15 protein-coding genes are annotated in these 15,371 nt (G+C 58.8%); 10 read left to right on the forward strand and 5 right to left on the reverse strand.

Annotated elements, in window-relative coordinates:
* Positions 1-6: 6 nt before the first annotated feature.
* Complete coding sequence (locus RRF64_RS03735) at positions 7-477, forward strand: DUF6942 family protein (protein WP_323844479.1); 471 nt, start codon at positions 7-9, stop codon at positions 475-477.
* A 316-nt stretch (positions 478-793) separates the two neighbouring features.
* Here the strand turns inward: RRF64_RS03735 and katG are convergent, their stop codons facing one another.
* On the reverse strand, positions 794-3,013 hold the full coding sequence (katG, locus tag RRF64_RS03740) for a catalase/peroxidase HPI (protein ID WP_422732620.1): 2,220 nt from the start codon (positions 3,011-3,013) through the stop codon (positions 794-796).
* 351 nt (positions 3,014-3,364) lie between these two features.
* Here katG and RRF64_RS03745 point away from each other — a divergent pair, with 351 nt between their 5' ends.
* From RRF64_RS03745 to RRF64_RS03770, 6 genes are all read left to right on the forward strand, one after another.
* Entirely contained in the window at positions 3,365-3,484 is a 120-nt protein-coding gene (locus tag RRF64_RS03745) for a pyroglutamyl-peptidase I family protein (protein WP_323844481.1), read from the forward strand.
* Complete coding sequence (locus RRF64_RS03750) at positions 3,484-3,816, forward strand: pyroglutamyl-peptidase I family protein (RefSeq protein WP_323844482.1); 333 nt, start codon at positions 3,484-3,486, stop codon at positions 3,814-3,816. Before RRF64_RS03745 ends, RRF64_RS03750 begins: the two co-directional genes overlap by 1 nt.
* Positions 3,817-4,109: 293 nt before the next feature.
* Positions 4,110-6,230 carry a prolyl oligopeptidase family serine peptidase gene (locus RRF64_RS03755; RefSeq protein WP_323844483.1) on the forward strand — a complete coding sequence of 707 codons (2,121 nt, stop codon included), beginning with the start codon at positions 4,110-4,112 and terminating at the stop codon, positions 6,228-6,230.
* Positions 6,231-6,510: 280 nt separating this feature from the next.
* A complete protein-coding gene (gene trxC / locus RRF64_RS03760; RefSeq protein ID WP_323844484.1) occupies positions 6,511-6,963 on the forward strand; it encodes a thioredoxin TrxC in 453 nt (150 codons plus the stop codon).
* Positions 6,964-7,292: 329 nt separating this feature from the next.
* Entirely contained in the window at positions 7,293-7,865 is a 573-nt protein-coding gene (locus tag RRF64_RS03765) for a hypothetical protein (protein ID WP_323844485.1), read from the forward strand.
* Complete coding sequence (locus RRF64_RS03770) at positions 7,862-8,401, forward strand: hypothetical protein (RefSeq protein ID WP_323844486.1); 540 nt, start codon at positions 7,862-7,864, stop codon at positions 8,399-8,401. Before RRF64_RS03765 ends, RRF64_RS03770 begins: the two co-directional genes overlap by 4 nt.
* 58 nt (positions 8,402-8,459) lie before the next feature.
* Here RRF64_RS03770 and RRF64_RS03775 read toward each other — a convergent pair whose 3' ends face one another.
* Complete coding sequence (locus RRF64_RS03775; RefSeq protein WP_323845591.1) at positions 8,460-9,128, reverse strand: LysR family transcriptional regulator; 669 nt, start codon at positions 9,126-9,128, stop codon at positions 8,460-8,462.
* A gap of 317 nt (positions 9,129-9,445) precedes the next feature.
* Between RRF64_RS03775 and RRF64_RS18785 the strand changes: the two genes are divergently transcribed.
* Positions 9,446-9,823: an SDR family NAD(P)-dependent oxidoreductase gene (locus RRF64_RS18785; protein ID WP_422732621.1), complete on the forward strand. Its 378-nt coding sequence runs from the start codon at positions 9,446-9,448 to the stop codon at positions 9,821-9,823.
* A gap of 601 nt (positions 9,824-10,424) precedes the next feature.
* Here the strand turns inward: RRF64_RS18785 and RRF64_RS03785 are convergent.
* The 3 genes from RRF64_RS03785 to RRF64_RS03795 form a co-directional block, all read right to left on the reverse strand.
* Complete coding sequence (locus RRF64_RS03785) at positions 10,425-10,964, reverse strand: DsbA family protein (protein WP_323844488.1); 540 nt, start codon at positions 10,962-10,964, stop codon at positions 10,425-10,427.
* The gene (locus RRF64_RS03790) at positions 10,961-11,476 is read right to left on the reverse strand and encodes a redoxin domain-containing protein (protein ID WP_323844489.1); all 516 of its coding nucleotides are present in this window, start codon (positions 11,474-11,476) and stop codon (positions 10,961-10,963) included. The genes RRF64_RS03785 and RRF64_RS03790 overlap by 4 nt, the downstream gene beginning before the upstream one ends.
* 875 nt (positions 11,477-12,351) lie before the next feature.
* A complete protein-coding gene (locus RRF64_RS03795) occupies positions 12,352-13,029 on the reverse strand; it encodes an SDR family NAD(P)-dependent oxidoreductase (RefSeq protein ID WP_323844490.1) in 678 nt (225 codons plus the stop codon).
* A gap of 18 nt (positions 13,030-13,047) precedes the next feature.
* Here RRF64_RS03795 and RRF64_RS03800 point away from each other — a divergent pair, with 18 nt between their 5' ends.
* Both RRF64_RS03800 and RRF64_RS03805 read left to right on the forward strand, forming a co-directional pair.
* Positions 13,048-13,875 carry an alkene reductase gene (locus RRF64_RS03800; RefSeq protein ID WP_323844491.1) on the forward strand — a complete coding sequence of 276 codons (828 nt, stop codon included), beginning with the start codon at positions 13,048-13,050 and terminating at the stop codon, positions 13,873-13,875.
* A gap of 55 nt (positions 13,876-13,930) precedes the next feature.
* Positions 13,931-14,947 (forward strand): aldo/keto reductase, encoded by a 1,017-nt coding sequence (locus tag RRF64_RS03805; RefSeq protein WP_323844492.1) that lies wholly within the window; start codon positions 13,931-13,933, stop codon positions 14,945-14,947.
* Positions 14,948-15,371 lie beyond the last annotated feature (424 nt).

The following is a 15,371-nucleotide window of genomic DNA, read 5'->3' on the forward strand; positions in this document are numbered from 1 at the left end:
TACACCATGCATCCACCCGATTATCTTGGCGCCGCCCACCCACGGCTCGCGCTTTACCTGCCCCACCGGCCGAACGGCCTGCTCCAACTGGTGGATGCGCCCAGCGCCCAGGCGTTGACCGCGGCCAACTCCAACCACTGGCGCAAGATCCTGACTCTGCTGGCCAAGATCGCCAGCCCGGACGTTGATGACTGGCGCCGCTTCAGGGATGAAGATCTGTTCCGGCAGACGGCACTCTGCTTTGCTCCCAGGCTGGCCGACACCGCCAGGTGGCACTGGATTGGTGGTAAGGACAATCTGCAGCGTTTTAGCGACCTGCACCACCGTGCTCGAGCACTGGCGGAAAGCCCCGATGTTTTCATCGATCCCGATAATCGCCTGCTGTTGACGCCCTATCCGGACTATCGGCAACTCAGCAATGCGCAGGTGAACCATATTCGCTTGGCACTCAAGGAGGAGGGATTCTATTACCCCTGAAGCGCTATTGTCGGGCTGGGCAAATACTCCCACAAGCGGCCAGAAGGACACCGGGCCATCTAGCCATGCCCAGCAAAAGCAATAAATAAGGTCGTGAAACTCACGACAAAAATTCGTCAGCCCGTCCGCCTCCACTCTGCTTTCGCTGCCACACTGTTTTTAACTAAACCCGACATGTTTTTGTACATGGTGATAACCACGACCGATAGCATGCACCGGGAAACAGTTCACGCGGCAACTACGGCAGTGGCGGTATTTTTGATACCGCCGCGCCTTAAAACTGTATCGAGCACATCTTGACCGTATGAACAAGATGCTATCTGCCGGTAGACCGCTGCGCCCCAGTTGCCGGTTTATCGTAGCGGTCCAGGTTCATTACCTTCACCCAGGCATCGACAAAGTCATTCACAAACTTTTCTTTACCGCGCTGCGTCGCATAGACCTCCGCCACAGCGCGCAACTCCGAGTTCGACCCGAAAATCAAGTCTACCGGAGTCGCCGTCCACTTCTGCTTGCCGGATTTTCGATCGCGCCCCTCGTAAATACCCTCTTCCTTCGAGGACTTCGACCACACCGTGGACATGTCCATCAGGTTCACAAAGAAATCATTGTTCAAAGTGCCCGGCTTATCAGTGAAGACGCCGTGTCTTGAGCCCCCGGTGTTGGCGCCGAGGGATCGCATACCACCGACCAGCACGGTCATCTCTGGCACACTGAGCGTCAGCAAGTCGGCCCGGTCCACCAGCGCTTCAGTCGGCGACATGGCATTACCCTTGCCGTAGAAGTTGCGGAAACCGTCGGCCTTTGGTTCAAGCCAGGTAAATGATTCGACATCGGTCATTTCCAGTGTGGCATCCGTCCGTCCCGGCCTGAACGGCACCTGCACCTTGTGCCCGGCTTGCTTGGCGGCCTGCTCTATAGCGGCGGAACCGCCCAGTACGATGACATCCGCGAGGGAAACCTTCTTGCCGCCCGATTGGGACTTGTTGAAGTCCTGCTGAATGCTCTGCAGCTTGTTCAGTACTTTTGCCAGCTCCTGCGGGTTATTCACCGGCCAGTCCTTCTGCGGCTCAAAGCGAATGCGCGCACCGTTCGCACCACCGCGCAGGTCAGAGCCGCGGAAGCTAGACGCGGAAGCCCAGGCGGTGCGGACCAGTTCCGGCACGGTCAGGCCCGAGGCGAGGATCTTGCTTTTCAGCTGTGCGACATCCCTGTCGTTCACCAGCGGATGGTCCACGGCGGGGACAGGGTCCTGCCAAATCAAGTCCTCTTTCGGCACCTCTGGTCCGAGATAGCGCGCCTTTGGCCCCATATCGCGGTGTGTCAGCTTGAACCAGGCCCTGGCAAAGGCGTCTTCCAGCTCTTTGGGGTTTTCCTTGAAACGCTCTGAGATCTTGCGGTAGGCAGGATCCTCCTTGAGTGACAGATCCGTGGTCAGCATGACCGGTGCGTGTCGCTTGTTGGGGTCAAACGCATCCGGCACCAGGTTGGCCGCGTTCGGGTCCTTGGGGATCCACTGGATTGCCCCGGCCGGGCTCTTGGTTTGCTTCCACTCGAAGTTGAACAGATTCTGCAGGTAATTGTGACTCCATTGGACCGGGGTCACGGTCCAGGCGCCTTCCAGCCCACTGGTAAAGGCATCGGAGCCCTTGCCCTCGCCACATTTGTTCTTCCAGCCAAAACCCTGCTCCTCTATTGGGGCTGCCGCGGGCTCGGGACCGATGCAATCCGCTTTGACGGCGCCATGGTTTTTACCGAATGCATGACCACCGGCAATCAGCGCCACGGTCTCTTCGTCGTTCATGGCCATGCGCCCGAAGGAAGTGCGAATCTTCTCAGCGGCGGCCAACGGATCGCCACTGCGGTTCGGCCCTTCCGGATTCACATAGATGAGGCCCATCACCGTCGCTGCCAGCGGGTTTTCCAGTTTCCCGCCATCTTTGAATCGTGCGTCGGACTCGAGCATCTTTGTCTCTGGCCCCCAATAGATCAGGTCCGGCTCCCAGTCGTCCTCGCGACCACCGCCGAAGCCGAAAGTCTTGAAGCCCATGGATTCCAGCGACACGTTGCCGGTCAGGATCATCAGGTCAGCCCAGGAGAGCTTTTCACCGTATTTTTGCTTGACAGGCCAGAGCAGGCGCCGCGCCTTGTCGAGACTGGCGTTGTCCGGCCAGCTGTTTAACGGATCGAAGCGCTGCTGACCACCGCCGGCCCCGCCGCGGCCATCGCCGATGCGGTAGGTGCCCGCGCTGTGCCAGGCCATGCGAATCATAAGAGGCCCATAGTGGCCATAATCCGCCGGCCACCAGTCCTGCGACGTTTTCAGTACATTCTCGATATCTTTCTTGACGGCTTTGAGGTCGAGGCTGTTGAACGCCTCCGCATAGTTGAAGTCCTCACCCAGGGGGTTGGATTTGGCGCCGTGAGCGCGCAGCGGCGAAAGGTCCAGTTGATCCGGCCACCAGAACTGGTTGGATCTCACCTGGCCCTGGGCAACGGCCGAAACTGATAGCGCCAGCGACGATACGACGACCATCAAAACCGCGCTCTTTGATAGCATTCTTTTCAACATGGAATTCGCCTCCCAATAGTAAGTAACTCAGGACAAGATTTAAGATATAGAAGATTCTGCCCCTGGTGCCGCAAATAAAATGTTTTCGGCGACTACGGCGATTCAACTGACGCCAATCGCTGACGCTGCTCCAAACAACCAAAAATCAGCCTTCAAAGCCGGGCGCAAATATGCGGGCGACGTCGCGCTCGCGCCATCACTACGCCTGGTGGTTCGGTGCTGTTGGTCTACTCCGGGCCAGCGGAGCGTGGAATGGTTTGATCTATTCAGGTGCATAAGCATGCGGCGCTTTCAAGACTAAGAGGGGTAAAGATAATGACAAAGGTTCTTCTGACCGGCTTCGAAGCCTTCGGCACTACGCCAGTCAATCCCGCAGAGTCTGTCGCCCGATCCCTTGACGGGGTGCAGAATCAGGCGCAGAAATCTCGGGAATAGTGATACCCAACGACTTCTTCGAATGTATCGATGTTGTGCGCAACGCAATCGGGAAAATCCGGCCACGGCTGGTGGTGATGATGGGGGAGTACGGGGGCCGGGCCATGATTACTGTTGAGCGCATTGCGCAGAACTTCAACGATTCAACCCGTTATAAGTTGATGGACAACCGGGGGGTGGCGCTGCAGGGTGAAGCTACAGTGCCTGACGGACCTGTCGCCTACCGCAGCACCCTGCCCCTGCGCGCAATGGTCACGGCGATGCGCGACGCAGGTGTACCCGCCGACATATCGGATACGGCCGCCACTTTTTGCGGCAATCACCTGATGTAAGGTGTCCTCCATTACATCGCCGCTAACAGCCTGGAAATACGCGCCGGCTGGATCCACCTGCCCCGGATCGCCGCAGCGGGAAACAATCCGGCCCCGCCCAGGCCCCTCCCCCACTAAGATAAAACTTCGGTTCCCACTCTCAGCGCCGGCCCCCGCCGCCCCATCCACTCATCGCATCCGCAGCACCTCCAGACGATCAAACTTTGATCTCCGGCGCCGCTTTACATATGCTGTCCCGCTGATCTATCGCGCCCGCAGCTTCGCGGCGATGATTTTCTACAGGTGGAATTTTTATGAGAAGAAAGTTTCAAGGTCTCGCCGTTGCGGCGCTGGCGCTGGTGTCCGGGCCCATGGCCTGGGCGGAGGAAGATCCCTATCTGTGGCTCGAGGAAGTGGACGGCAGGCAGGCCATTGAGTGGGTGAAAAAGCAGAACGCCCAGACCCAGGCCCACCTGGCCGAGAGCGACCTGTACAAATCCCTCTACGCCGATGCACTGGCGGCGCTGAGTGCAGAAGACCGGCTGCCCGAAATCAGTCAGAAAGGTGACTGGCTGTATGAGAATCACCATAGCAAGGCAAACCCGCGCGGCCTCTACCGGCGTATCCCGGCGGACAAGTTCGACCGCGGCAGCGACAGTTGGGAGACGGTGCTGGACATCGACGCACTCTCCGGCGCGGAGAACAAGAAGTGGGTATTCAAGGGCATGAACTGTGAGGACGATGCCCAGACCCGCTGCCTGGTGGCCCTCTCCGAAGGTGGCGGCGACGCCGTCGAGCTGCGCGAATTCAATGCCCGCGACAAGCAATTCGTGAAGGACGGCTTCTTCTCTCCAAGTGCCAAGCAGTCCGCAGAGTGGCTCGATGCGGACACACTGTTGATCGCCAGTGCCCTGGGCAAGGACGCAGCTACCAGTTCCGGTTACGCCCGCACCATCAAAGTGTGGCAACGCGGGAAGCTGCTCGACGATGCGAAAGCACTGCTGGAAGTATCCAAGGATTCTGTCTGGGTGGCGCCCCACGCAATCGGTTCAGGCGACAGCCGCACGCTGATCCTGAACGAGGCGCTGGATTTCTGGCACAGCCGCAACTTTATCTATCGCGACGGCAGGGTGCTGCCGCTGCCGCTGCCGGACAGCGCGGTGATCGAGGGCGCGCTGGACGGCGCGCTGGTCGTGAAGCTGAACAAAGACTGGAAGGTCGGCGGTAAATACTGGCCGCTGGGCAGCCTGGTGCTGGTATCCCTGGACGCGCTGGTGAACGGCAGTGCCGAGGTTTCCGCCCTGGTCACTCCGAGCAAAACCGAAGTGGTCAACTCGGCCGCCGTTTCCGAAGCCGGTGTGCTGGTGACCATGCTCGACGACGTCAAAGGCCGTGCCTATTTCTACCGCCGCGGCGACAAGGGTTTCACCAAGACTCCGATTGCGTTTCCCGACAACGGCCAGCTGGCGATCGCGACCTACAGCGATGCCAGCGGCAACGCCTATCTGACCTGGGAAAACTTCGTCACCCCGCCGACGCTGTACCGCTATCGGGCCCAGGCCGACAAGCTCGACCGCCTGCTGGTGCAGTCGCCGACCTTTGACGGCAGCAAGTTCAAGATCGAGCAGTACTTTGCCGAATCCGCCGACGGCACCAAGGTGCCCTACTTCGCGGTCATGGCCAAGGACATCGAACTGGACGGCGACAACCCGACCCATATCTTCTCCTACGGTGGCTTCCGCAATGCCCTGCTGCCGTCCTATTCCGGTTCCTACGAGCCGCTGAATGGCGCCTACGGCAAACTGTGGCTGGAGCGCGGCGGCGTCTATGTGCTGGCGAACATCCGCGGCGGCGCCGAATACGGCCCCGCCTGGCACGCCGCGGCCCTGCGCGAGAACCGGGTGAAATCCTATGAGGACTTCGCCGCGGTGGCGGAAGACCTGATCGCGCGCCGCATCACCCGGCCGCAGCGACTCAGCATCGAAGGCCGCAGCAACGGTGGCCTGCTCGTGGGCGCCAGCATGGCGCGCCGCCCGGACCTGTTCAATGCGGTGATCTGCGGTGTGCCGCTGCTGGATATGAAGCGCTACCACAAACTGCTGGCCGGCGCCTCCTGGATGGGTGAATACGGCAACCCGGATACCGACGACTGGGATTTCATCAAGGCGTACTCGCCCTATCAGAACTTGAAGGCCGACACCAAGTACCCGTCCGTGTTCTTCTTCACCTCCACCCGCGACGACCGCGTGCACCCGGGCCACGCCCGCAAGATGGCGGCGCGCATGGAGGCGATGGGACAGGATGTGGAGTACTTCGAAAACCTCGAGGGCGGCCACAAGGGCAGCGCCACCCACGAGCAACTCGCGCACCGCGTTGCGCTGATGTACACCCACTTGTGGACGGCACTGCGGCCAAAAGCTAAGCGCGAAGGCTAAGTGCAGCGCAGCGCGCTGTTAAGTTGCAGGGCGCCGCGTAGATCCATTCTCACCCGGGCCCGCTGGACGGCACAATGCCGCCATCGGGCTCTTGTCATCTATCCGCCGATCAGTCTCGGCGCGCCCAGCTCTCCCCAGCCTTTCGATCAAAAATCGCTTTGGAGCACTTACAAAATGGCCCCCCCTTGGCGGCGCCACATCCGCCAATTTCCTGCCACCGCTTGAAATCCGTCCCGGTCGGATACATATACTGTATTGCGTACCCCGGCGAGATTTTTCGATGGCAAATACACCTACCCTTCAGCTCGTCTGCCCCGATTGCGGGACCATCAATCGAGTGCCAGCATCGAGGCTCCGCGACCGACCGCTGTGCGGCAAGTGCCGCAGCGCACTGATTGGCGGAAGACCCATCGAAGCCACAGACCACAGCTTTCGCCGCTTGATCGACAAGTCCAGCCTGCCGGCAGTCGTGGATTTCTGGGCAACCTGGTGCGGACCCTGCCAGCAGTTTGCGCCGGTCTTCAGCCAGGTCGCGGCTGAGATGGCCACTGAGGCGATCTTTATCAAGCTCGACACCGAGGCCAACCAGAACACCGCTGCCAGCTTCCAGATCCGCTCTATTCCCACCCTAATGCTCTTCCACGGCGGCCGCGAGGTAGCGCGGCTGTCCGGGGCCCTGCCGAAACTGCAATTCCAGCAGTGGCTGCAGCAGCAACTGGCCACCCTGAACTGATCGCACCCCGCGCCCCCGAAAAGGTGGCGCTCTGAGAGTCATCCATCTGCCGTTTCCCGCGCCGCTGCATATCTTCGCGCCACCCTGCCAAATGGCGACGCCAATTCCTGTGCCGATACGATCCGCTGCCGATCGCCGAGATCGCGACTAATCTTCTATTCTGACATCGCAGGCCAATCTCGGCAGGGAGCGCCAGAATGCCCCAACCAATGGAAATCCACTCGAGTTACTGCAAGCCGGTGGCACTACAAGCCACTCGTCGCACGTATACCGTCGACAGCGCGACACTGGACCAACCCGCAGCACCTGTCAGAAACCGGTTTTGCAGCATGCTGCTCAACGTCTTTGTCGCGCTGACCTTTACCCTAAAGGCCTCGGCCGAAAGCCCGCTGTTCTTGATTGATTCGCCGAGCTTGATCCGATCGGCAGCGGAGGCGATTTCTCGCGAGTTCCCGGACATTCCCGAAGATAGACTGCTTGCCCGGGACCACGCTGCCATCGACCTCTTCTGTTACCCGGACCAGGGCAGGCTGACACACGAGTCGTCAGACACCCAGTGCCCGATGCACAAGTTTGTGCCGTCCCCGTGCAGGGCGGAAGTGGAGTTCGTGATTCGGGACACCGTCAAGCGCGATGTCACCGCGCTTGCGAACGGGCGCTGCAAGCTCCACACACTCTATCAATCGGTTTCGGTAAAGATCTACGAGGACGACACGATGGAGTTTCACCGCAGTGGATTCGATCAAAAGTCGTCATCAACCGGCTCCTGTGCCGACATCGATTTCGAGAAGCTTTACGATCTGGATGACCTGATCGCGCGGCACAAGAAAGTCCTGGACAATGAAATTGACCGCCTGCCGATAGCGCCCCAAGTTTCCGAAGCGTGGGGCGGCCTGCAATGAGCAATCATAAGCCTTCACTGGTACTCGCCCTGCTGACCGCTCACGCCATAGTGCTACCGGCCCAGGCCGCGAATTTCTTTGTCGACCACGCGGCGATTTACCGCACCGCTCTGGATGCCGCCCTGAAAGAATACCCGGAGCTTTCGAAAGACGACCTCGGGCTCACTTCAAATTCACTGTTATTCCGCTGTGACAGCCAGCAGAACTGGGAAATGGTGCACCCGCACAGACTGGAAATACCCCACCAGCGTCGTTCAACAACCCTCTGTAACACCTGGCTTGAACTGATTATCCAGTCCTCCTGGAAGCAGGTCTCGATCGAGCCCGCCGATATCGACGGGTACTGTTGGATCAGCCACCGATACCAGAGCATTGCGGTGACGGTCTACTCTGACGGTACCGCCGACGCAGAAAAGCGGGACAACGAGCCGGGCGGAACCGAACGCTGCGACAAAGTGACTCAATTCTATAAAGTCGAGGACCTGATCGAGCAGTACCGCCAGGTCGCATACCCGGATCCGATTCAGGCCGAATGACAGAGAAAAACACGGCAAGAGAACCGAGCCGCCAGCGGCATCGACGATCAGGCGCATGTCATTGAGGATCAGCGGGCCGTCGGGCTGCAGCTCCAGCCCGACGCCGCCCCGCTCGAAACAGTTGGCCACTGGGAAAGCGCTGGCAGATGCAGGTGATTTTCTTCAGTTCTTCCGGGTGACCGGGTATCGGGTATTGCTTGCAAAAATCCGGCGAGGCAACTACCGCCGAGCGCAACGGCGGGCTTATGGGTATCGCGATCATATCCTTGGCCAGGATTTCACCGAAGCGCACCCCAGCATCGATTCCATCGGCCACCATATCGACCAGGGCGTCCAAGGCTCCGATCTCTGCCTTTACTTCGGGATTCTCCTCAATAAAACGGCTGACCAGCGGCAATAGCACAATCTGGGCACTCGGCAAGCCCGAGTTGATTCTAAAAGTGCCATAGGGACGGCCGCTGAGCTGGCTCAGATCCTCCAGCGCTTCGCTGATATCGCGAAAGGCCGGCTGGATCCTGTCCAGTAGACGCTGGCCAGCCTCGGTCAATGCAACACTGCGCGTCGTGCGGTTCAGCAGGCGAATAGCCAGCCGCTCCTCCAGCGCCCTCATGACATGGCTAAGTGCCGATGGCAACACGCCGAGTTCCGCCGCCGCACGACTGAAATTCCTGTGCCGGGCAACGGCCATGAATACGGACAGGTCGTTGGGGTTAATCGCCGAAATTATTGAGCTCTGCTCACAACTTCATTAAGAATAAGACCGATTATCAGAATAGTAACCAGCCGGTAAAGTGCCATTCGCGCTTCGGCGCCAGCGGTCAGTGCAAAGCCATGACCGCCCCGTCGAATGCCGTAACAAGCGCTCCCTAACGAGGGCAAACGAACGGATACCGGAGGCATGACATACGTACTTGGTTTATCACTGGCGCTTCCCGCGAATTTGGCGCATTGATCGCCGAAAAGGCCCTGCAGTCCTGAGATGCGGTCATTGCCACCGCACGGAATCCGGAAGCAGTCACCGAGCGGCTGGGCGAGCACCCTAACCTGCTGGCAGTAAGGCTCGATGTTAACGACGAGAAGGCGGCGTTTGCGGCCGTTGGTCAGGGGATCAAGCGTTTCGGCCGCATAGATGTTCTGGCCAACAACGCCGGCTATGGACTGCTGGGCGCGGTGGCAGAGGCTTCGCAAGAGGAGATCGAAAACCTGTTCCGCACCAATGTGTTCGGCCTGCTCGCGGTGACCAGGGCAACTCTGCCCCATATGCGCCGGCAGCGTAGCGGACATATCATCAACATTTCGTCCATTGGCGGGTTTGAAGCCTTCGACAGAAGTCGAGCTTCATATTGCGTGAAGTCAGAAAATGGCAGGGACTTGCGCTTTCTACGGATTTTGCCGTCGAGTAATCGCAGGAACCCAACTTAATGTCCGTGCAGCGCCCGATGGACCGAGGCGCCGCACTCGCCTGCTTGCGAACCGGTTATATCCACGCTCGATTTTCAAGACAGGTAAGGCCAGCACATCCCTATTGGGACTCCCTCCTCCCGGCGGCAAACGCTCAGGTGATTATGCTAGCCAGGCTTGGAAAGTCCTAGGGATCATCCAGGCACGCTGTTACAAGATCCTGGGCGATATATCCGCTCCCCGCCTCATGCCGAGACTGGCACAGTGCCTGGGGTGCCGTCTGGAATCAGCTCTGGAGAGCATTTTGACTTGGGTAAAGTAGGCCTTTTCATTACCCTATTTGTCTGAAAATCGCTGGAAAATTTTATTCTGGCCAGTTTATGCCCAATTCGCTTCTTGAGCGTTTTTTTCCTGCCGGGAACATATCGTCGAAGGGCGTAGCGAAAAGCACGGCATCAAAAGTTGTTTGGGTTACAAAACTATTCCGCGCGCCAATAAATTCGTGATCCGGATCAACGGGATACTTCCCGCAACCCGAATGAGGCCGGGGTCATGCCGCGGACGGTTCTGATCTGTTGCCTACCGATTTGTGCAAGATCAATCACAACTCCTTGCAATGCGACTATCTTCTACTTTCCACCCCCGCGGTTTCGAGCGCCGCCAGCATAGAAACGGGGTCAAACGAACCATCGTACCTTTCGCCGTTGATGAAGAACGTCGGCGTGCCGTTTACGCCACTGCGGACGCCGCCCATAAAGTCCTCGCGAACTCGCGAGGCGTGGATATGGTTGCTGAGTTCACTGGAGAATTGCTCCATGTCCAGGCTCAGTGAATCTGCATATATGAGAAGGTCCAAGTCGTCCAGCGCCCTGTTATTCTCGAACAAGATATCATGCATGGGCCAAAAGGCACCCTGGGCACCCGCTGCCTCGGCCGCCTCTGCGGCGTGCTGCGCATGTGGGTGGACCGTAGCAAGCGGAAAATGACGGAATACAAAGCACAAATTAGGGCCCAGCAGCTGCTGTATTTCCTGGACGACTTGATGAGCCTCAGCGCAAAAAGGGCACTCGAAATCCCCATACTCAAGCAGAACCAATGGGGCGTTGGGGGCTCCGGAAATATGGTCACGCGCGCCGACAGGAACTGTCAATCTCGCAGTCATTTGGATGCCTCTTGTGATGCTAGGGATTCCAACGCGTTTAGGATTCCGTCCGCCCCCGGATTCACTCCGATGGGGGATACATAACTCCAAAAGATGGTGCCCTTGGGGTCGAGAACGAACAACGCTCGCTCGCAGATGCCGTCATTCTGGCGATAGACCCCATATTTTCGCGCAACAGCACCCTTCGGTTCGAAATCCGAAAGCAAAGGGAAATGTAGTTTCCGATTTTGGGCGTAGGCGTTATGACACCAGATGCCGTCAACCGAAATGCCAAGGAGCGCCGCATTGAAACGGCTAAATTCAGCATGCAGCTCATTGTATAGTGCGAGCTGATCACCACAGACTGGGCTCCAGTCAGCCGGGTAGAATGCCATGACAACCGGGCGACCAATAAAGTCTTTCAACGAAACGCTTTGGTCGGGGGTCGTATGTAATGTGAAATCTGGTGCCGCGGTTTTTGCCGGGAGTGGCCCTTCCGGCATAGCGTGATCGACATTTACTTGATTTTCCACCAATGTATCTCCTGTTTTTGGGTCATTGCAGGTTGAGCTTCGCGGCGGCGACGGGCATTCGGTCGAGCGTTTTCTGGTCTGGGTCATCGCCTACGTAACGTGACGGAGAAAAAGTGTTTCAGTGGTAGTGAGCCAAGACCGGGGCGCACAAAAATTAGCAGGGAACCTCTGAAAAACTACTGCGCGCGCGCCTGGCGGCGGCCGGCGGCCACCACTGCCGCCCGCTCGCTACGTTTTTCAGAAGTACCCTAGCTATCGGAAATGTCTCCAAGCTCAAACTCCGCCCCACATGACTGAGCCGCCACACGGTTACACTAAGCGTAGACGAAGTGACGATAAGGATAGTATGGATTTGGCTGGTCAAGCACTGCTGGAGAGGCCTCTCGGACGAGTGGATGGCGCCGGCAGATCTTTGCTCCTGCAAAATCTGCACTTCCGCCATCCGTGGCGGTCATACTCTCCACATGGCATCCGTGGGCGTGAACGATTCCACAAAGGGTCATCCCATTCACCCGTCAGCCCACCGGGCGATTACAGACAGCTTCGAAAGGCCCAGATCAGAAAGCCCCGCGTGGTCATCGGGGCGCCTTCCCAATGGCCACATGAAATTCCGCTCGGACTCTTTGATCGGCGAGAATCGCTACTGGCATCCCCGCTCACCGAATGAGCTGCCCTTTCATATTACTCGCCATGCTTCCACGCTCTCGCCAGGAAGTAGGTGATATTAATCAGCGCCTCCTTAGATAATTTTTTTCATGCGGCGTCCCAAGCACCAGGCTCGCCCCGCAAGAGTGGGCCGAAAGCCAATGACGCGGCGCTCCAGGCGTCGATGCGCTCCTGCACAATAGGCGAGAAAGACATCCTCTACTCCTCAGCTATTGGGCCAGGTAGCCGCCATCGATCACCAACTCAGCGCCGGTGATATAGCTCGATTCATCCGAGGCCAGGAAAAGGCAACCATAGGCGACCTCAATGGGCTTGCCTCCGCGCTTCATTGGCGTCGCCGCCATGACTGCTTCATTCAGTTCAGGATCCTGCGCTTGCGTCAGTGGCGTATCAATGAAGCCCGGGTGCACGGAATTGACCCGGATTCCATCGGCGACATACGTCATCGCTACGTTCTTCGACATATTGCGGACTGCCCCCTTGGCAGCGTGATACGAATGCGCACCGCTGACCGCGGCACTACCCCAGATCGAGGAAATGTTGACGATCGAACCCGATTTTTGCTTCCGCATTATCGGGACTACCTCGCGCATACCAAGGAAGACACCAGTCTGATCAACCGCGATCATCTTCTGCCATTCCTTCATTTCCAGCTCGTGCAGCGGTTCGTAAGCGATAATGCCGGCATCGTTTATCAGTACGTCGAGGCGCCCGCTCTTCTTGACGATCTCGTCGACGACCTTCTGCCATTCCGATTCGCCGGTGACGTCAAGCGTTATAGCCTCAATACCTTTTGAATAGGCTTGCCTGGGGTTGCAATATCGGCGGCGTAGACGGTCGCGCCCTCTTTGGCATGAATCACCCCGGGTATCTATTCCGATGCGCATGTTGAGGCCTGGTCGCGCGTGACCGATGCAGTCCACGACGCTGGTGGAAAAATCGTCATGCAGTTATGGCACGTCGGCCGTATGTCTCATGTGAGTCTGCAGGAGAACGGTGCCGCACCGGTGGCGCCCTCTGCGATCCGCGCCGGAGGCAATGTGTTTCTGCAAGAGGGATTCGTCCCTCCGTCCACGCCGCGCGCGCTTGGCACCGACGAGATCGCCGGCGTCATCGACGACTATCGTCAGGCCTCGCGCAGGGCGAAGGAGGCCGGCTTCGATGGTGTCGAGGTGCATGCCGCCAATGGCTACCTGCTGGAACAGTTCCTGCGCGACAGCACCAACCTCCGTGAGGACCATTACGGCGGTTCCATCGAGAACCGGGCGCGACTCACTCTTGAAGTCGTCGAGGCGGTCGCCAGCGTGTGGGGCCCCGATCGCATTGGCCTGCGGCTCTCCCCGTTTTCCACGGCAATCGGCGACACGCCACTCGACAGCACGCCGCTGGAGACCCACAGCTACCTGGCTCGCCGGCTCGGCGAGATCGGACTGGCTTACCTGCATGTCGTCGAGGGGCAGCTGCACGGCGACAGCAGCGACGAGGCCTTCGACGTTGGCGCCCTGCGCGCGGCATTCGACGGCGCGTACATCGCCAACAATGGCTACGACCGCCAGAGGGCCATCGACGCGACGTCCTCCGGTCACGCCGACATGGTCGCCTTCGGCAAACTCTTTATCGGCAACCCCGACCTGGCCGAGCGTCTGCGCGCGAATGCGCCGCTGTTTGACGCTCCCGCATCTTCCTACTTCGGCAGCGGGGCTGAGGGATATACTGAGTTTACCCCCGCGTAGGCAACTCGACCGATATCTCCGCCAATTCACCAACTCTCATGATTTGGAGCAAACAATGGCACTGAAGGACCTTCTTCCCGGCAAGCTCGGATTCGGCACTGCACCGCTCGGCAACATGTTCCGCGACATTCCGGAAGCGGAAGCACTGGCGACAGTGGAAGCGGCGTGGAACGACGGTATCCGCTACTTCGATACTGCGCCCTTCTACGGCGCCGGCCTGGCGGAGATCCGCATGGGCGAGGCGCTGGCAGGACACCCGCGCGACGAGTACGTCATCAGCACCAAGGTCGGCCGCCTGATCCTGGATGAAATCGAGGACGTCAGCGGTCGCGACCTCGGAGAGAAAGGTGATGTGTTCAAATACGGCCGCCCTAACAAGATCGTCAATGACTACTCCCACGACGCGACTTTGCGCTCGATCGAAGACAGCCTGAAGCGCCTGAAAACCGACCACATCGAGATCGTCTGGGTACACGATGTGGCCAAGGATTTCTACGGCGACGAGTGGCTGGGTGTGTTCGAGAGCGCGCGCAAGGGGGCATTCAAGGCGCTCGACCGGCTGCGCGACGAAGGCGTCATCCAGGCCTGGGGCCTGGGTGTGAACCGTGTCGAGCCAATCGAACTGCTGCTCGATCTGGAAGAACCGCGTCCGGATGGATCCCTGCTCGCCGGCCGCTACACCCTGCTGGATCATTCACGTGCGCTGCAACGCGTGATGCCACAGGTTGCGGCGCGCGGGCTGGGAATCGTGGTCGGAGGGCCGTACAGCTCCGGCGCGCTGGTCGGCGGCCCGAACTTCGAGTATGCGCCGGCCAAACCAGAAATCCTCGACAAGGTCGCCCGCATCAAGGCCATCGCAGACCGCTATGGCATCAGCATGAAGGCGGCCGGACTCCAGTTCGCGCTGGCGAATCCTGCGGTGGTGGCAGTAATACCTGGCGCCAGCAAACCCAGCCGGATCGCGGAAGACCGCGCGGCGCTGGAAGAGGTGGTGCCCGCGGACTTCTGGCGAGAGCTGCGCAGCGCCGGCCTGGTCGATTCTGACGCACCGTTGCCAATTGCCGGCGATTAAACTGCATACTCCAGGGCAGCTTTGGATGCACAGGTGAACCCCTGGTCGAAAATCGCAACAGGAAAGAGTGGCCGGTGTAGCGCCGGCCACTCTTCGTATTGGCAGCTCGAAGCGAATGTGGGTTATTTCCCAACTTCCCGGACTATCCGATAGCGAGTTTCACCGCTCTTTAGCCGCACCAAAGCGTCGTTCACCTTACTCATGGGCAAATGCGCCAGCATCGGCCTTACGGATGTCCAATGGATCTGCGGTGGCGCAGACTTGCTCTCACCCTATCTGGCCCATGGACTCCTAACAATGTTCATCACCCATAGAACTAAAATGTGGCTCAACTGAAACTCCAGCCAAGCCGACTTCAATGAATATTCCGCTGCAATTTTTTCTTCGTGATTGTTGATACCCCTATATATTTCAAATTTTGGAT

Origin of the sequence: Microbulbifer magnicolonia (assembly GCF_035117725.1) — a bacterium.
In the GTDB taxonomy this organism is placed as follows: domain Bacteria; phylum Pseudomonadota; class Gammaproteobacteria; order Pseudomonadales; family Cellvibrionaceae; genus Microbulbifer; species Microbulbifer magnicolonia.